13 protein-coding genes are annotated in these 18474 nt (G+C 69.5%); all 13 read right to left on the reverse strand.

Annotated elements, in window-relative coordinates; translation table 11 throughout:
• Window positions 1-34: 34 nt before the first annotated feature.
• Complete coding sequence (gene obgE / locus EDC82_RS08900) at window positions 35-1561, reverse strand: GTPase ObgE (RefSeq protein WP_062257584.1); 1527 nt, start codon at window positions 1559-1561, stop codon at window positions 35-37.
• Between the two features lie 196 nt (window positions 1562-1757).
• Entirely contained in the window at window positions 1758-2024 is a 267-nt protein-coding gene (gene rpmA, locus EDC82_RS08905; protein WP_006944241.1) for a 50S ribosomal protein L27, read from the reverse strand.
• 49 nt (window positions 2025-2073) lie between these two features.
• Complete coding sequence (gene rplU / locus EDC82_RS08910) at window positions 2074-2379, reverse strand: 50S ribosomal protein L21 (protein ID WP_006944318.1); 306 nt, start codon at window positions 2377-2379, stop codon at window positions 2074-2076.
• Window positions 2380-2721: 342 nt separating this feature from the next.
• Window positions 2722-6027 carry an Rne/Rng family ribonuclease gene (locus tag EDC82_RS08915; protein ID WP_370448851.1) on the reverse strand — a complete coding sequence of 1102 codons (3306 nt, stop codon included), beginning with the start codon at window positions 6025-6027 and terminating at the stop codon, window positions 2722-2724.
• A gap of 586 nt (window positions 6028-6613) precedes the next feature.
• On the reverse strand, window positions 6614-7363 hold the full coding sequence (locus EDC82_RS08920) for a TIGR03936 family radical SAM-associated protein (RefSeq protein WP_131941202.1): 750 nt from the start codon (window positions 7361-7363) through the stop codon (window positions 6614-6616).
• A 75-nt stretch (window positions 7364-7438) separates the two neighbouring features.
• A complete protein-coding gene (locus EDC82_RS08925; RefSeq protein WP_131941204.1) occupies window positions 7439-8452 on the reverse strand; it encodes a hypothetical protein in 1014 nt (337 codons plus the stop codon).
• Between the two features lie 58 nt (window positions 8453-8510).
• A complete protein-coding gene (locus EDC82_RS08930; protein WP_074045625.1) occupies window positions 8511-10514 on the reverse strand; it encodes a TIGR03960 family B12-binding radical SAM protein in 2004 nt (667 codons plus the stop codon).
• Between the two features lie 56 nt (window positions 10515-10570).
• On the reverse strand, window positions 10571-11674 hold the full coding sequence (locus EDC82_RS08935) for a low specificity L-threonine aldolase (RefSeq protein WP_074045624.1): 1104 nt from the start codon (window positions 11672-11674) through the stop codon (window positions 10571-10573).
• Window positions 11675-11684: 10 nt separating this feature from the next.
• Complete coding sequence (locus EDC82_RS08940; protein WP_074045574.1) at window positions 11685-13109, reverse strand: DUF6421 family protein; 1425 nt, start codon at window positions 13107-13109, stop codon at window positions 11685-11687.
• A 204-nt stretch (window positions 13110-13313) separates the two neighbouring features.
• Window positions 13314-15155, reverse strand: a complete 1842-nt coding sequence (locus EDC82_RS08945) for a long-chain fatty acid--CoA ligase (RefSeq protein WP_131941206.1) — start codon at window positions 15153-15155, stop codon at window positions 13314-13316.
• Between the two features lie 64 nt (window positions 15156-15219).
• A complete protein-coding gene (gene rodA, locus EDC82_RS08950; RefSeq protein WP_131941208.1) occupies window positions 15220-16350 on the reverse strand; it encodes a rod shape-determining protein RodA in 1131 nt (376 codons plus the stop codon).
• Window positions 16347-17297, reverse strand: a complete 951-nt coding sequence (locus EDC82_RS08955; protein ID WP_062257570.1) for a bifunctional riboflavin kinase/FAD synthetase — start codon at window positions 17295-17297, stop codon at window positions 16347-16349. The genes rodA and EDC82_RS08955 overlap by 4 nt, the downstream gene beginning before the upstream one ends.
• A gap of 9 nt (window positions 17298-17306) precedes the next feature.
• Window positions 17307-18407 (reverse strand): HoxN/HupN/NixA family nickel/cobalt transporter, encoded by a 1101-nt coding sequence (locus tag EDC82_RS08960; protein ID WP_006943463.1) that lies wholly within the window; start codon window positions 18405-18407, stop codon window positions 17307-17309.
• Window positions 18408-18474: the final 67 nt, after the last annotated feature.

An 18474-nucleotide genomic window follows, 5' to 3' on the forward strand; every position in this document is an offset into this window, starting at 1 on the left:
GGCGACTCCTTGCTGCACCGACGCGCGGGGCGCGTCACTCCTCGGTGCGGTAGCTCTCGTGCTCGGTCCAGACTCCGGCCTGACGTTCGGCCGCGAGCTCTTCGCGCGCCAGACGCTGACCGTCCTTGCGGTTGTGGAACTCGTCGCGCTTCTCGGCGCGCGACGGACGCGACGCCTCCTCGAGGCGTAGGTCGGTGCCGCGGGCGCCGAGCAGTTCGGCGCCGGCCTGCAGGGTGGGCTCCCAGTCGAAGACGACAGCGTTGTCGCCGGGACCGATGAGGACGGTCGAGCCGGGCACCGCGCCCGCCTTGAACAACTCCTCCTCGATACCGAGTCGGTTGAGACGATCGGCGAGGTAGCCGACGGCCTCGTCGTTGCTGAAGTCGGTCTGGCGCACCCAGCGCGTCGGGCGATCCCCGACGATACGGAACAGCGTGCCGTGCGTGCCACCCTCCTTCACGATGCGGAACCCGGCGTCGTCCATGGCCTTCGGACGCACGATGACGCGCGCCGGCACGGCCGACTCGACCTCCTGACGCGCCTGCTCGACGTGCTTGGCGAGCGCGAACGTCAGCTCCTTGAGGCCCTGGTGCGCAACGGCGGAGACGATGAACACCTCGAGGCCGCGTGCTTCGAGGTCGGGCTTGACCATCTCGGCGAGTTCGCGGGCGTCCGGCACGTCGGCCTTGTTGAGCACGACGATGCGGGTGCGCTCGGAAAGGGGCTTGCCGCCGAGGGATTCGTCGGCGACGTACTCGCTCAGTTCGTGCTCGATCGTGTCGAGGTCGCTCATCGGGTCACGGCCCGGCTCGAGCGTCGCGCAGTCGATGACGTGGACGAGGACCGAGCAGCGCTCGACGTGACGCAGGAACTCCAGGCCGAGGCCCTTGCCCTGGCTCGCGCCGGGGATGAGACCGGGCACGTCGGCGATCGTGAAACGCTGCGAACCAGCCGTCACGACACCGAGATTGGGCACGAGCGTCGTGAACGGGTAGTCGGCGATCTTCGGCTTCGCGGCGCTGACGACGGAAACGAGCGAGCTCTTGCCGGCGCTCGGGAAACCGATGAGGGCGACGTCGGCGAGCGTCTTCAGCTCGAGCACGATGTCGTTGCTCTCCCCCGGCTCGCCGAGCAGCGCGAAACCGGGCGCCTTGCGCCGCTGGCTCGCGAGGGCCTTGTTGCCGAGGCCGCCGCGGCCACCGGCGGCCGCGACGTAACGGCTGCCGAAACCGACGAGGTCGGCGAGGATCGTGCCGTCGCGATCCTTGACGACGGTGCCCTCCGGCACGGGCAGGACGAGGTCGTCGCCGTCGGCGCCGTTGCGTTCGTCACCGGCACCCGGCTTGCCGTTCTGCGCGCTGCGGTGCGGGCTCTTGTGGTACTCGAGCAGCGTCGTCACCTGCGGGTCGACCTCGAGGACGACGTCACCGCCGTGCCCGCCGTTGCCGCCGTCCGGGCCACCGAGCGGCTTGAACTTCTCACGATGCACGGAGGCGACGCCGTGCCCACCGTTGCCGGCCGTCACGTTGAGGACGACGCGGTCGACGAAGTTGGTTGCCATGGGTGATTCCTTTCGGCGCGCGCGAGGCGCGTGGCGCGGCCGGGCCCGTGAGGCCCGTGGTGCCGCCGTGATGCGGTGCCGCGTCGATGCGTCACCACGTTGATTCTATGAGCGTTCCGAGACGCACGTGAGGGGGTGAGCCGCGACGCGCGGGCTCACCCCCTCACGCGGGGTGATCAGATGATCGCGTGAGCGATCAGGCCGTGATCTCCGGCTCGACGACGATGTCGACGACCTTGCGGCCCTTGCGCTCGCCGAACTTGACGGCGCCCGGGGCGAGGGCGAAAAGCGTGTCGTCGCCGCCACGGCCGACGTTCTCGCCGGGGTGGAAGTGCGTGCCGCGCTGGCGGACGATGATCTCGCCCGTGCCGACGACCTGGCCGCCGAAGCGCTTCACGCCGAGTCGCTGTGCATTGGAGTCACGACCGTTGCGGGTCGAGGATGCACCCTTCTTGTGTGCCATGTCAGAGCCTCTTTCGAAATCTGTGGAAGATCAGGGGTGAGCGCGAGGCTCAGCCGATCTTGGTGACCTTGATCTGCGTCAGCGGCTGACGGTGGCCCTGGCGCTTGCGGTAACCCGTCTTGTTCTTGTACTTCATGATGGTGATCTTCGGGCCCTTGGCGGCCTTGACGACCTCGGCGGCCACCTTGACACCGGCCAGCTTGTCGGCCTCGACCGTGATGTCGGCACCGTCGACGAGCATGAGCGGCTTCAGCTCGATGCTCTCGCCCGGCTGCGCCGAGACCTTGTCGATGAGGAGGACATCGCCGACGGAGACCTTCTCCTGGCGACCACCCGCGCGAACAATCGCGTACACGTTGGACTCTCTTTCGTCATGGCACGCTCGCTCTGTCTGACCGGCCGATAGCTACCCCGGTTTCGCCGCGCACACGCACGAGGCGCAGGCTGGCGGTGACGGGACATCGGGCGCGGTGGGCGCACCAAACGTAAAGAATACCTGGCGGCGGGTGCGGGGCCCAAATCGTCCTGATGGCCCGCCGGCTGTCGGTGCCTCGCCTCGCCAGGACGCTTGAGGTCTGAAACTCCGCGGTGCCGGATTGAAGTCTTCACGACGACGGTTGGGGGCCGAAAATCCGCCATGCGGAGTTTCGGCCCCCAAGATCGTCGGGACGACGTGGTGCGCGCCCCGCGCGATCGATCAGTCGTCGCTCGCTGCCTTCGGCGCGGGTGCCCCGGCGGGCGAGCTGACGCGAGCACGCTTCTTGCGTGCCGGAGCCTTCTGCTCGCCAACGGCAGCCGACGCCGCGTCAGACGTGTTGCTCGCCGTAGCCGTGTTGTGGGCCGTGGCCGTGTCGTTCGCGGTGGTCGCGTCGCTCGTCGTGGTCGAACCCGTCGAGTTCGACGCCGAGCCGTCCTCCCCTGCGACCTTCGTCAACGGGGCCGACGACGACGCCGGCGCGCTGAGGTCGACCGGCTGCAGAGTGACGGGCGCACCCGCGCTCGAACCGGCGCGGCGACGCGGACGCTTCATCGGCGCCGGCGTCGTGCCGGCCGACGAGGTGACGACTGCCGATGACGTGGCGTTCGCCGGAGCATCCGACGTCGATGCGGCACCCAGCGTCGGGCCGTCGGTCGATGCCGTGTCCGTGCCGGAGCTCGCCAGTGCCGCCGAAGTCGACGGCGTAGCCGAGGTCGACGTGCCCGACTCAAATGCCTCGGACGGTGCGGTCGATGCCGACGCCGATGCCGCCGGCACCGTCATGACGCTCGCCTCACCGGCTCGTGCGGGCGCACCCGTCGACGCCGCCGCGCGACGCGAACCGCGACGACGCGCCGTCGGGGCCTGCGCCGTCGACGCCGTCGCAGTGGCAGCGCTGCCCGCGTCGGCAGGAGCCGAACCGCTCACCGTCGTGCCGTTCGTCGCGATGTCGGCAGCGGCACCCTCGTTCGCCGCAGGCGCGCTCGTCACGTCGCCCGCGTCCGTCGAGGCGTCGGCAGCAGCCTGGGCGACGCGCTCCGAGCGCGGCTTGACGCGACCGGAGCGGCGCGTGCCCGACTTCTTGGGCGCACTTGTCTCGGGAGCAGCCTCAGCCGAGCCAGCGCCGTCCTGCGGCGACACCGTCATGACGGCGTCGTCGTCAGACGCGGTGGAGACGGGCTTCGACGTCGCCGACTTGTCGCCCGCGGAGATCGCTGCGGCGTGCGCGGCCGCGGCGATCTGCGCGAAACCGTTGTCGCGCTCCGCCTTCGACTCGCCGGCCTCGTCCTGACGACCCTGGTGCTGACCGCCGTTCGAGCCGCCGGTCGAACCGTGCGAACCGTTGCCCGGGGTGTCACGGCCACCACGACCACCGCGCCCGCCACGACCCTTGCGGTTCGTGTCGTTGCCGTTGATGTCGCGGTTCTCGACCGGGTGGTCGTGGATGACGATGCCGCGCCCCTGGCACGACTCGCACGTCTCGGAGAAGACCTCGACGAGGCCCGCGCCGACGCGCTTGCGCGTCATCTGCACGAGGCCGAGCGAGGTGACCTCGGCGACCTGGTGCTTCGTGCGGTCGCGGCCCAGGCACTCGAGCAGGCGACGCACGACGAGCTCGCGGTTCGCCTCGAGCACCATGTCGATGAAGTCGACGACGATGATGCCGCCGATGTCGCGCAGGCGCAGCTGACGCACGATTTCCTCGGCCGCCTCGATGTTGTTCTTCGTCACGGTCTCCTCGAGGTTGCCCCCGGAGCCGACGAACTTGCCGGTGTTGACGTCGACGACCGTCATCGCCTCGGTGCGGTCGATGACGAGCGAACCGCCCGACGGCAACCACACCTTGCGGTCCATGGCCTTGGCTAGCTGCTCGTCGATGCGGTGCTCGGCGAAGACGTCTTCGTCGCCCTCCCACTTCTCGAGGCGCTCGACGAGGTCGGGCGCGACCTCGGAGATGTAGGTGTGCACCTCGTTCCAGGCACGCTCGCCGGAGACGACCATCTTCGCGAAGTCCTCGTTGAACACGTCGCGGATGACGCGGACCGTCAGATCCGGTTCGCCGTGCAGCAGCGACGGCGCGTTGGCCGTCTCGGCCTTCGCCTGGATGCGCTCCCACATCTTCATGAGGCGCTCGACGTCGGCGCGCAACTCCTCCTCGGAAGCACCCTCGGCGGCGGTGCGGACGATGACGCCCGCGTCGGCCGGCACGACCTCCTTGAGGATGCGCTTGAGGCGCGCGCGCTCGGTGTCGGGCAGCTTGCGGCTGATGCCCGTCATCGAGTTGCCCGGCACGAAGACGACGAAGCGTCCCGGTAGCGAGATCTGCGACGTCAGGCGGGCGCCCTTGTGGCCGATCGGGTCCTTCGTCACCTGGACGAGGACGCTCTCGCCCGCCTTGAGGGCGTGCTCGATGCGCTTGGGCTGGTTGTCGAGACCGGCGGCGTCCCAGTTGACCTCGCCGGCGTACAGGACGGCGTTGCGCCCGCGGCCGATGTCGACGAACGCCGCCTCCATCGACGGCAGCACGTTCTGCACCCGGCCGAGGTAGACGTTGCCCGCCATCGAGCTCGCCTGCTCCTGACGCGAGACATAGTGCTCGGCGAGCACCCCGTCCTCGAGGACGCCGATCTGAGTGCGCCCCTCCTGCTCGCGCACGACCATGACGCGCTCGACGCTCTCGCGGCGTGCGAGGAACTCGGCCTCGGTGATGACGGTGCGGCGGCGTCCCGCCTCACGGCCCTCGCGGCGGCGCTGCTTCTTCGCCTCGAGGCGCACCGAGCCCTTGATGGACGTGATCTCGTCCTTCGCGCGACGCGGCTCGCGCACCTTCGTCACGGTGTTCGCGTCGTCGCCGTCCGAGCCCTGACCCGAGCCGCTGCGACGGCGACGGCGCGTGCGCTTGCGCGACCCCGCGTCGTCCTGGGCGTCGTCGTGCTTCGAGCTGTCGTCCTGCGCGGCGTTGCCGTCGCGCTTGGAGCCGTCGCCCTGCGCCGCGTCGTCGTGCTTCGCGTTGCCACCCTTGGAACCGGAGTCGCGGTCGTCGGCGTCGTCGTGCTGAGCCTGCGAACCGTCGCGGGCGTCGTCACCCTTGTTGCCGCGACGGCCACGGCCGCCGCGTCGGCGCCGACGCGGGGTCTGCTCGTCGTCGTTCTCATCGTTCTCGTCGTTCGCGTCGTGGTTGTCGTCGGTGTCGGCCGACTGCTTCGCGCCCGCATCGTCCGCGTCCTCGCGCGAGCCGTGAGCGGCGTCGTCGGACGACGCGTCGCCATTTTCGTCGTGCTGCGCGTCATCACCGCGACGGCGGCGGCTGCGCGAACGCGCGGGGCGCGGCTGCTCGTCGGCCTCGTCGTCGCCACCTGCGCGGCCCGCGGGTGCCTCGTCACGCGGCGACTCGTCATCGGCGCGGCGCGAGCGGCGGGGCACGCGCGTCATCGGGTCGGCGGCCTGGAACACGAGGCCGAACGCGGCGCCGGCGGGCGCGCCCTGGCCCGAGTCGCCATCGGTGACGTCCTCGTCACCGTCGATGGCCTCGACCTCGTCGCTCGTGTCAGCGTCCTGCGCGGGCTCGGCCTGCGGCGCTGTGAAGGGGCTGCCGGCCGCGAACGGGCTGGCGAAGGGGAATTCAAGATTTTCGGGGGCCACGGGGCCCTCCTTCTTCGTCGGCACGACGTGTGCCACAGAAAGACCACCTGGGCCTTGCACGCGCCGCGGCGCGGATCGTTCGTATCGCCTGCGATCGTTCGTGTCCGCAGGACGGAAGTCGTCTTCTACGTGGCTCGTCGGCTCGCGCTGCGCGCGGCACCGGACGTCACGCCGCAGAGCTTCTCGGTCGGCGGCTTCGCATGACGATGCGTCGGCCACCCTCGCGCGATTCGCGGTGCACCGGCTGCGGCTCGCGCCGCGTCACCTGCGCTCCGACGGCGCGGTCGGAAGGTTCTGCGGGAGCGACAGGCTCTGTGAGACCTGCACGTTCCACCCGCATTATCGCACAGTCACCCCACGAGTGCCGGCAGGTCGGCACCCTCGTGTCCACATGGCGTCACAGCGCCTCCCCCACGCTGCGCCTCCCGACCGACGCCTCCCGCCCGGGGGCTTCGTTCGGATGGAGGTCTCAGGCGTCGAACGGGTCGCTGACGCGGCCGCCGGCTTCGAGGGCGCCTTGTGCGAGACGCGTCATGAGGGGCGAGCGCGGCACCTGCAGGCCCGTCAGCTCGGTGAGACCGGTCATGACGTCGATGGGGCGCACCGCGGGCGTCGTGTGCTGGATCGTCATCGTCCAGCGCACGAGGTCACGTCCGTCGGCATCTCCGGCGCGCACGAGCACGACGTCGGAGGCGAGGACGGCCTGACGCACGTCGAACTCGCGCGCACCCGACTTCGTCATGCGGGTGACGAGCAGCTCGGCGCGATCCATGAACGTCGCCACGGCGTCGGTGATTGTCTTGAGCGTGACGCCTTCGAAGTCGAGCTGCCACACGCTGGCCTGGAGCAGGTCGGCGAGCGCTCCCGGTGCGGCCTCGACGACGCGCAGCACGGCCATGTCCTGCGGCAACGATTCGTCGAGCGCTGCGCGCAGCGCCTCGAGGTCGCACTGCTGCGTCAACTGCAGCTGGAAGTACTCGGCCTCGGAGGCGGCCCCCGTCGGCGCGGCGTTCGCGTACGAGATACGCGGGTGCGGGTGGAAGCCTGCGGAGAACGCCATCGGCACCCCCGCGCGACGCACGGCACGCTCGAGGGCGCGCTGGAAGTCACGCGTCGAGGAGAAACGCAGACGTCCGCGCTTGGCGTACCTCACCGAGACCTTCTGGACGGCGGGTGCGGGGGGCGGACCTTCGGGAACTCGCTGACGTGCCACGAGCACGAGCCTACCGTCGACGCAAGGGCGCGCGGATCACCGCACCGTCACTCGGCTCGCCGGCACGACGAGGCACGCGATTCAGCGGATGCCGCGGGTGACGGCGGCCGTCGCGCCCTCGAGGGGCCCACGCGACCACGGTTCGCGCGAGACCAGCGAGCGCCACGCCATCGGCAACACGAGGGCGCCGACGCACAGGACGCCGACGTTGCCCCACGCGTCGTCGCGTTCGCCGGGATGCAGCTCACGCACGTACCAGGCGAGGTAGGCGATCTGCAGGACGTAGACACTCAACGTCATCGACCCCGCGGCGGCGAGCGCCGGCAGGCAGAAGCGCTCCGGCACGACGGCGAACCAGGCGAGCGCGAATCCCCCGACGAGCAGCGCCTCGAGCACGATCTCGAGGTGACTGCCGTCGTACGGTTCGAACGCGAGGCGCCCCGACGTCTTCACCGCCATGAGCAACGCGGCCCCTGCGAGTGCGACCAGGCCCGCCAGGCCCGCGCTCCACGCGGGGACGGCGCGCGTCCAGCGCCACAGCACGATGCCGAGGCAGGTGAAGACGAGCAGCGTCGTCAGGCGGTAGTGCGGTCCCGCGACCACGACGTCCCACAAACGGTGGCCCACGTCGTCGCCGGCGACGAGAGCCTCGGTGCTGCGGGTGCGGCCCCAGCTCAGCAGGGCGGGTGCGGCAGCCCACGACATCGTGGCGATCCCGAGCAGCACCGTGTCGGGCAGCCGCGCCAGCAGGGGCGCGAGCAGCGTCGGCAGGGCGAGGTAGACGAGGACGACGTCGACCTGCGCACCCCACGGCTCGATCCACAACCCGAGCGCGACGAGCACGGCCGCGCGCACCCCGGCCCGGACGAACGAGACGGTCAGCCCGGCGTTGCCCCGGTCCGCGAGCATCGCGCTGATGCCGATGAGAAGCGCGAACAACGGCGCCGTCGCGAACTCGGTCAACGCCGCCAGTCGGAACGGGCCGTCGTCCGGGGCGCAGTAGGCGACGAACATCGACACGAGGGCGAGCCCGCGCAGCATGTCGACGCGCGCATCGCGCCTGTGGACGCCGCGGCGAGCACGTCGTGGGCTCATCGGCGTCTCACCGGCGCCCCGTCGAGACGAGTCGCATCGTCATGACGCCGCGCCCACGTCAGTGCGCGTGGTCGGCGGCGGCCAACTTCTTCGCACCCTCACCGAGGACGGTGAGCGGCAGCAGCGTCTTGCCCGTGGGGCCGATCTGGATGTCGGTGTCCATCTGCGGGCACACGCCGCAGTCGAAGCACGGCGTCCAGCGGCAGTCGTCGACTTCTTCCTCGGAGAGGGCATCCTGCCAGTCCTGCCACAGCCAGTCCTTGTCGAGACCGGAGTCGAGGTGATCCCAGGGCAGCACCTCGAGCTCGCCGCGCTCACGCGTCGTGTACCAGTCGACGTCGATCGGGTGCTCGGAGGCGGCGAAGACCGCGTCAGCCTGCCCCATCCAGCGCTCGTAGCTGAAGTGCTCGCTCCAGCCGTCGAAGCGGCCGCCGTCACGCCACACGGCCTCGATGACGGCGCCGACGCGGCGGTCGCCGCGGCTCAGCAGGCCCTCGACGATGCCGGGCTTGCCGTCGTGGTAGCGCATGCCGATGCTCGAACCGAACTTCTTGTCGGCTCGGATGGCGTCCTTGAGCTTCTTGAGCCGCTCGTCCGTGGCCTCGGCCGACAGCTGAGCGCACCACTGGAACGGCGTGTGCGGCTTCGGTACGAACCCGCCGATGGAGACGGTGCAGCGGATGTCCTTGCGGCCGCTCACCTGGCGCCCGGTCTCGATGACGCGGCGCGCCATGTCGGCGATCTGCAGGACGTCCTCGTCGGTCTCGGTGGGCAGGCCGCACATGAAGTACAGCTTCACCTGACGCCAGCCCGCGCCGTATGCGGCGGCGACGGTGTTGATGAGGTCGTCCTCGGAGACCATCTTGTTGATGACCTTACGGATGCGCTCGCTGCCGCCCTCGGGCGCGAACGTCAGACCCGAGCGGCGGCCGTTGCGCGTCAGCTCGTTGGCGAGGTCGATGTTGAACGCGTCGACGCGCGTCGACGGCAGCGACAGACCCGTCTGCGTGCCCTCGTAGCGGTCGGCGAGGCCCTTGGAGATCTCGGCGATCTCGGTGTGGTCGGCGGAGCTCAGCGAGAGCAGGCCCACCTCCTCGAAGCCGGTCGCGGCGAGGCCCTTCTCGACCATCTCGCCGATGCCGGTGATCGAACGCTCGCGCACGGGGCGCGTGATCATGCCGGCCTGGCAGAAACGGCAACCACGCGTGCAGCCGCGGAAGATCTCGACGCTCATCCGCTCGTGGACGGACTCGGCCATCGGCACGAGCGGCTGCTTCGGGTAAGGCCACTCGTCGAGATCCATGACGGTGTGCTTCGCGACGCGCCACGGCACACCGTGCGCCTCCTCGCTCAGCACGACACGCTGGATGCGCCCGTCGGGCAGGTAATCGACCTCGTACATCGACGGCACGTAGACGCTGCCCGTGCGCGCGAGTTCGAGCAGCAGCCCGCGACGCCCGCCGGGGCGCTCGGCGAGCTTCCACTCCTTGATGATGTCGGTGATGAGCAGGACGGCCTCTTCGCCGTCACCGATGACGGCGGCGTCGATGAAGTCGGCGATCGGCTCGGGGTTGAACGCCGAGTGCCCGCCCGCGAGGACGATCGGGTGGTCGATCGTGCGCTCGTCGGCGTGCAGGGGGATTCCGCCGAGGTCGAGCGCCGTCAGCATGTTCGTGTAGCCGAGCTCGGTCGAGAACGACATGCCGAGCACGTCGAAGTCGCGCACGCTGCGGTGGCCGTCGACGGTGAACTGCGGCACGCCCGCCTCACGCATCTTCGCCTCCATGTCCGGCCACATGGAGTAGGTGCGCTCGGCGAGCGCGTCGTCACGCTCGTTGAGCACTTCGTACAGGATCATGACGCCCTGGTTGGGCACGCCGACCTCGTAGGCGTCGGGGTACATGAGGGCCCAGCGCGTCGTCAGCTCCTGTCCGTCGGGGCCGTAGCCGCCGCAGTTCCAGTCCTTGACCTGGGCGTTGAGCTCGCCACCGACGTACTGGATCGGCTTGTTCACCTGCTCCAGCAGCGGCTCGAGATCGTGGAAGACAGACTCACCAGACATGTCCACCAGGGTAGTTCGGCCCAGGACGAGCGCCCAATCGTCGCCGGGGCGCCCGCTCAGGCGCTGCCCGTCTCACCTCCACGGCGTGACGCCGCCACGAGCGCGGCGACGAACGCGTCGACGTCCTCGTCGCGGGTGTCGAACGAGCACATCCAGCGCACCTCGCCGCGTGCCTCGTCCCAGTCGTAGAACCGGTAGCTCTCGCGCAGTCGGTTCGCGACGTCGGCCGGCAGCGTCGCGAAGACGGCGTTGACCTGCGTCGGCTGCGTGAACGCGACCTCACCGAGCGCACCGCGCGCCTGCTCGGCCTCGATCCCGGCCCGCAGGCGCCGCGCCGCAGCGTTGGCCCGCGTCGCGTTCTCGCGCCACAGCTCACCGTCGTAGAGCGCGAGCAACTGCGCGGAGACGAAGCGCATCTTCGACGTCAGCTGCATGAGGAACTTGCGCGAGAACCCGAGCCCCGCACACGCCTCGGGCGTCAGCGCCACGACGGCCTCGGCGAGCATCGCGCCGTTCTTCGTGCCACCGAGGCTGATGGCGTCGACGCCGGCGTCCGTCGTGATGGCGCGCAGCGGCACCTCCAGCGCGGCGGCGGCGTTCGACAACCGCGCGCCGTCGAGGTGCACCTTGAGCCCCAATCGGTGCGCGTGTTCGGCGATCGCGGCGATCTCGTCGGGCGTGTAGAGCGTACCCAGTTCGCTCGACTGCGTGATCGACACGACGCCGGCCTGGGCGCGGTGCTCATCCCCGAAACCCCACGCCTCGCGGTCGATGAGCTCCGGGGTGAGCTTGCCGTCCTCGGTCTCGACCGTGAGCAGCTTGAGCCCGCCGGTGCGCTCCGGCGCGCCACCCTCGTCGACATGGATGTGCGCCGTCGTCGCGGCGATGACGGCGCCCCAGCGCGGCAGCATCGACTGCAGCGCGAGGACGTTCGCGCCCGTGCCGTTGAAGACCGGGTAGGCGATCGCGTCGTCACCGAAGTGGCCCCGCACGACCTCCTGCAGCCGCTGCGTGTAGTCGTCCGCACCGTAGGCGCCCTGGTGGCCGCCGTTGGCCGCGGCGAGCGCCTCGACGACGCGGGGGTGCATCCCCGCGTAGTTGTCGGACGCGAAGTCGCGCCGCGCGGTGTCGTGCAGCGCCTCGAACGGTTCGTGCTTCATCGTCGTCTCCTCAGTCATCGCGGCCCGTGATGCCTCGCGTCGAGGCGATGACGGGCGCCATCTTGCGCTCGAGCGCCTCGAAGAACATCGACAGCGGGAACTCGTCGTCGAGCACCGCGTCGGTGTAGCCCTTCGGCGGCCCCGCGAGCACCTCGTCGGGCAGCCCGCGCGCCCACACCGACGCCGGGTGCGGCGTCAGAACGGAACGGATCAGCTCGTACGCCGCGAGCCAGTGCGCGACCTTGGGGCGGTCGATCGAGCGCCAGTACAGCTCGTCGACGGCGTCGGCGAGTTCGATGATGCAGGCGGGCAGGCGCGACCACTCGACCGTGAGCTTCGAGTCCGTCCAGTTCATCACGCCACGCTGGTGCAGCCACGCGAACAGCAGCTGCCCGCCGAGACCGTCGTAGTTGCGCACACGGCCGCCGGTGAGCGCGAACCGGAAGATCCGATCGAGCAGGACGGCGTACTGCACGCCGCGCGCATGCGTCAGCGTGTCACGCTCCACGGCGGTCAGGTTCTCCCCCGCGACGACGCGCTCGCCGAGACGACGCTCGAGGTCGACGCAGTGACGGAACGCCGTGAGGTCGCAGCGCAACTCCTCGAGCGAGTAGAGGAAGTACGGCATGCGCTGCTTGATCATGAACGGGTCGAACGGGAGATCGCCGCGCATGTGGCTGCGGTCGTGGATGAGATCCCACATGATGAAGGTCGCCTCGGTGAGCGACTGATCCTCGAGCATCGCCTGCGCCCCGCTCGGCAGTTCGAGCTTCGTGATGCGCGCGGCTTCGCTGACGACGCGCCGGTAGCGCGCTGCCTCACGGTCCTGGAAGATCGCACCCCAGGTGAAGACGGGCGTCTCACGCGTCGCGACGGTCTCCGTGAACAGCACCGCCGAGTTCGTGTCGTAGCCGGAGGTGAAGTCGACGAAGCGCAGCGGCACGAACAGCGGGTTCTCGTACTCGCGCTCGAGGGTGTCGATGAACTCCGGCCAGATCACCTCGACGAGGACGGCCTCGAGGTGACGGTTCGACGAACCGTTCTGGGTGTACATCGGGAACACGACGAGGTGGCGAACGCCGTCCTCGCGCTGGTTCTGCGGGTCGAATGCGACGAGCGAGTCGAGGAAGTCGGGCACGCCGAAACCGTGGTCGGCCCACCGGCGCAGGTCGACGACGAGCGCGTCGAGGTAGGCGGCGTCGTGCGGGAACGACGGCGCGAGCGCCTCGATCGCCGTCACGGCGCGCTCGAGCTCGGCGCCTGCGGCGCCGGCGTCAGCCTCGGGGGCGAGAGAGCCGTCCTTGACCTGCATGGCGGCGATGGCCTCGCATGCGGCCTTGAGCTCGCTCCACGCGGTGGTGTCCTCGACGACCTCGGGCTCCCCGACGACGGCCTTGACCTCACGGGTGGACGTGAGCAGCTGGGCACTGGACATGGACAACCTCCGATCGCTGAGTGCGAGCCGATGTAAGCGGCAAAGGGACTTGACGCCCCTCACATTATCGCGAGACGAAGGGTGGTGATGACCTGAGGCACACGTGACCTGCGCGGACTCGGCGCGCGTGCGGGCACGCGAACGGGGCACCCGAGCGTCATCGCCTCGAATGCCCCGTTCGTCGGCCCGCGCGGCGGGCGGGCGTCAGTCGGTGTAGAGCTCGTCGAGGTCGTCCTTGAACTTCTTGACGACGACGCGGCGCTTGATCTTCATGCTGGGCGTGATCTCGCCCTCCTCGACCGACAGGTCGCGGGGCAGGATGATGAAGCGCTTGATCTGCTCCCAGCGGTTGAGCTGCAGGTTCATCTCGTCGACGTAGCCCTGCACCATCTCGCGGCACGCGTCGCTCGTCACGACGTCGCGGTAGCTCTTGCCGGCCATGCCGTTCTTCTCGGCCCACTCGGCGATGGCGTCCTCGTCGAGCGTGATGATCGCGGAGACGAACTTGCGGCCGTCGCCCTCGACGACGAGGTTCGAGGCGTAGGGGCACACGCCCTTGAACATCGCCTCGATGGCGCCGGGCGAGACGTACTTGCCGTTCGAGGTCTTGAACAGATCCTTCTTGCGGTCGGTGATGCGGATGTGGCCCGACTCGGAGATCTCACCGATGTCACCGGTGTGGAACCAGCCGTCTGTCAGCACCTCGGCGGTCTCGCGCTCGAGGTTCCAGTAGCCCTGCATGACGCCGGGACCCTTGACGAGCAGTTCGTCGTCCTCACCGAGCTTGAACTCGGTGCCCGGCAGCGGCCAACCGACGGTACCGACCTGGTTCGCGCCGAGGTAGGGACGGTTGACGCTCGCCGCCGCCGACGACTCCGACAGGCCGTAACCCTCGAGGATCGGCAGGCCGATCGCGGAGAACCAGAGCGCGATGTCCTTGTTGAGCGCCGCCGAGCCCGAGATGAAGTAGCGCACGTGGCCGCCGAAGCGGGCACGGATCTTCGACAGGATGATCTTGTCGGCCAGCTTGTACTCGATCGCGAGACGCCCGGACGGCTCGCGGCCGTCGGCGCGCTCGTTGGCCACCTTCGTGCCGACCTCCACGGCCCAGCGGTACAGCTTGAGCTTCGCGCCGCCGTCGGCCTCCATCATCGTGTTGATCTTGCCGTACACCTTCTCGAAGATGCGCGGCGCGGCGCCCATCCACGTCGGCTGCGTCTCGGGCAGGTTGTCGATGATCTTGTCGACGCGACCGTCGACGACCGTCGGGAAACCGACCTGGATCGGCAGGCACAGCAGCATCTTGCCGAACACGTGCGACAAGGGCAGCCACAGGTACTGCACGTCACCCACGTTGAGCAGACCGGTCGAGTCGACGGCGGACGCCTCGTACGTCCAGCAGTCGTGCGACAGGCGCACACCCTTCGCCTTGCCCGTCGTGCCCGAGGTGTAGATGAGGGTCGCGAGGTGCTGCGGCTTGATGCCGGCGACGCGGTCGTCGATGACGTCGGGCGTCTCCTCGAGACGGGTGCGGCCGAGCTCGCGCAGCTCGTCGAGCGTCATGACCCACTCGCCGTCACCCTCGCCGTCGAAGACGACGACCTTGACGACGTCGGGGATCTGCTCGCGCCCACTACGCAGCTTCTCGACCTGATCGGTGTCCTCGGCGAACACGACGCGCGAGCCCGAGTCGGTGAGGATGTGGACGACGTCGGCGAGCTGGCTCGTCGGGTACACGGTCGTCGTCGCCGCGCCGGCGAGCATGTTGCCCAGGTCCGCGAGGACCCACTCCAGGCGGGTCGAGGAGGCGATGGCGACGCGGTCCTCGGCGTCCACGCCGAGCGCGACGAGGCCCGCCGCGATCTGACGGGCGTGCGTGTCGGTCTGCGCCCACGTCATCGACTTCCAGGCGCCGCCCTGCGGGAAGCGGTACGCCTCGTCCTGGCCCGACTTCGCGACGCGGTCGATGAACAGATGCGCGACGCTGCGGGCTCGGTTGTCGATGAGATCGCGCTCGAACTTCTCGTCGGCGATGTTCATGACCATGGGTAGGCGCCTCCAGTCGCAACTCGGCAGAGTGGTTACTCGCCAGTTTTCTTCGGTGTAGCCCTCACCCTAGGCGAGAGCGGCGGGTCTTTTGGATGTTTCCGACGAGCCCGATGGCGGCCCAGCACGAAAACATGCTCGATCCACCGTACGAGACGAACGGCAGCGGCACCCCCGTGACGGGCATGAGACCGAGGTTCATCCCGAGGTTCTCGAGCGTCTGGACGAGGAACCATCCGGCGAGCGCGACGCAGACGAGGCGCGCGAAATCGTCCTCCGAACGGCGCGCCACGTGCAGCATGCGGACGACGACGAACAGCTCGAGCGCGACGACGCCCACGGCCCCGACGAACCCGAGCTCCTCCCCCGCGACGGAGAATACGAAGTCGGTGTACTGGAACGGGATGAACCCGCCCTGCGTCGAACGTCCCTCGAACAAGCCCTCACCGAACAACCCCCCGGAACCGATGGCCGTCTTGACCTGCGCCACCTGGTAGCCGATGCCACTCGGGTCGGCGGTGGGGTCGACGAACGCGAGCAGCCGGTCGCGCTGATACGGCGCGAGCACGGGGGTGAACAGGGCGACGGCGACGACTCCCGCGAGCGCGGTGCCCGCGCCGAGCAGCACCCGCCGGCGCACCCCGGGGACGAGCAGCGCCGAGACCGCGAGCAGGGTGAGGACGACGGCTGAGCCGAAGTCGGGTTGCAGCATGATGAGCGCCAGGGGCACGGCGACGACGGCGAGCGGCAACCGCAGCTGCCGCAGGCCGAGGGGGCGCGGGTCGTCGCGGTCGGCGAGGACGGACGCGAGCGTCACGGCGAGCGCGACCTTGGCCATCTCCGACGGCTGGATCGAGAAGCCGGGCACTTCGATCCACGAGCGCGAACCGTTGATCGTGCTGCCGAGGGGTGTCAAGACGGCGAGGAGGGCGAGCAACGCGACGAGGTAGATCGCCGGGGCGAGCGCGCGCAACGTCCGCGGATCGAGGCGCATGATGAGCGCCGCGAGGCCCACTCCGATGACGGCGTTGATGACGCCGCGCACGGCGAAGGCGGTGCCGGAGACGTGTGCGGTGGCCGACCACGTCAGCAGGATGCCGATGACGGTGAGGCCGGCCGCCGCCGTCAGCAGGCCGAGGTCGAGGCGTGCGAGGTCGGCGAGGACGCGTCGCGGCTCGCGTCGCGCTGCGTTCACGCAGGCGCGAGCAGGTCGCGTGCCGCCTCGACGTCGCGCGTCATCTGCTCGATCAGTGCCTCGATCGAGTCGAATTTTACGTTGCCGCGCAGGTGCTGCACGAACTCGACGGCGACGATCTCGCCGTACAGGTCGAGGTCGGTGCGGTCGAGGACGTACGCCTCGACCGTGCGCTCGGGGATGTCGAACGTCGGGTTCGTGCCGACGCTGATGGCGGCGGGCAAGCGGTATTCGGGGTCGTCCTGGGCGAGCGAGCGACGTACGAGCCACCCCGCGTACACACCGTCAGCGGGGACGACGCCCTCGGCGTCCCGCGCGAGGTTGGCCGTCGGGAAACCGAGTTCGCGCCCGCGCTGGAAGCCCTTGACGACCTCCCCGACGACGCAGTGGTTGCGCCCAAGTACCTCGGCGGCCTCATCGACCTTGCCGCCCGCGATGAGTTCGCGCACCTGCGAGGACGACCAGCGCACGCCCGGGCCGACGTCGTCGAGGGCGATGACGTCGAAGCCGAACTCGCCCCCCAGCTCGCTCAGCGTCCTGATGTCGCCGGAGTTCTTCACGCCGAAGCGGGTGTCCTTGCCGACGACGACGCAGCGCGCATGCAGGGCGTCGACGAACGTCGCCTCTACGAACTCGCGCGGCGTCTGCGCGGCGAGCTCGCGGGTGAACGGCATGACGACGACGGCGTCGAGGCCGAGCTGTTCGAGCAGGAACAGCCGGTCCTTCATGCCCGTCAGCATCTCGGGCGCCTTGTCGGGCGCGAGGACGGCGAGGGGGTGCGGCTCGAACGTCACGGCGACGCTCTTGAGCCCACGGGCGTGAGCCTCTTGCGCGACGCGCTGCATCACGGCGGCGTGGCCGCGGTGGACGCCGTCGAAGTTTCCGAGTGTGACGACGGTGGGCCCGAAGTCGGCGGGCAGGTCGTGGGGGTCAGTCAGGCGCAGCACGACGCCACCTTATCCGCCCGTGGACAGCTCTCGCTCGTCCATGCGTGCGAGACGCCACACGGCGAGCGCGCCGGCCCACGTCAGCACGAAGAGCGCGACGATGACGTACCCGACCGAGTCGAGCGGGATCGAACCCAGCCAGGCGACCGGGCCGCTCGTGATGTTCCACTTGTCGCTCACGACGCCGGCCAGTTCGATCGTGCCGATGACGAGGGCGACGAACACCGACAGGCCCGTCACGGTCGCGTTGTAGTAGAGCCGTCGCAGCGGTTTGGCGAAGGCCCATTCGTAGGCGCGGGACATGAAGATGCCGTCGATCGAGTCGAGCAGGCTCATGCCGGCGGCGAAGATGATCGGCAGGGTGAGGATCGCATACCACGGCAGCGCGAAGGCCGCCGCCCCGCTCGCGAGGACGAGCAGCGAGATCTCGGTGGCCGTGTCGAAGCCGAGGCCGAACAGGAACCCTGTCGGGTACATCTGCACCGGCTTCGTGATCGACTTCGTCGCGCCCCGCAGGATGCGGGCGAAGAATCCGCGGCCATCGAGGTGCCCCTCGAGCGCTTGCTCGTCGAGGCGGCCTTCACGCGCCCCGCGCCAGACGCGCACGATGCCGATGAGACTCATGAGGTTGAGGATGCCGATGACCCACAGGAAGACGCCGGAGACCGTCGGGCCGAAGACGCCGAGCCACTGGTGCAGCGTCGAGTCGTCGTCCTTCACCGGCCCGGCGATGGCCTTGATCCCGAGCGCGAGCAGCAGACACATCGTGAACACGACGCTCGAGTGGCCGAGGGAGAACCAGAAACCGACCGACACGGGCTTGTTCTCGCGACGGTCGGTGAGCAGCTTGCGCGTCGTGTTGTCGATGGCCGCGATGTGGTCGGCGTCGAAGGCGTGACGCATGCCGAGGGTATAGGCGGTGAGGCCGAGGCCGATGCCGAACAGCTGCTTGTGCCCGTCCGAGGTGATCTGCAGGTTCTGCGGTTCGACGACGAACGCGAGCACCCCCCACCCCACGACGTGCAGCAGCGCGACGAAACCCGCCATGCCGAGGATCGAGCGCTTCTCGTGGGCGTTGAACCCGTGCCACCAGCCGGTCAGACGGCTCATCACCCATCCTTCGTCTCGTCGTGCGTTGCAGCGTCACCTTACCGCCCGGTGCGACAGCTTCGCACCT

It is taken from the genome of Dermacoccus sp. SAI-028, from assembly GCF_004346775.1.
Taxonomy (GTDB): Bacteria; Actinomycetota; Actinomycetes; order Actinomycetales; family Dermatophilaceae; genus Dermacoccus; species Dermacoccus nishinomiyaensis.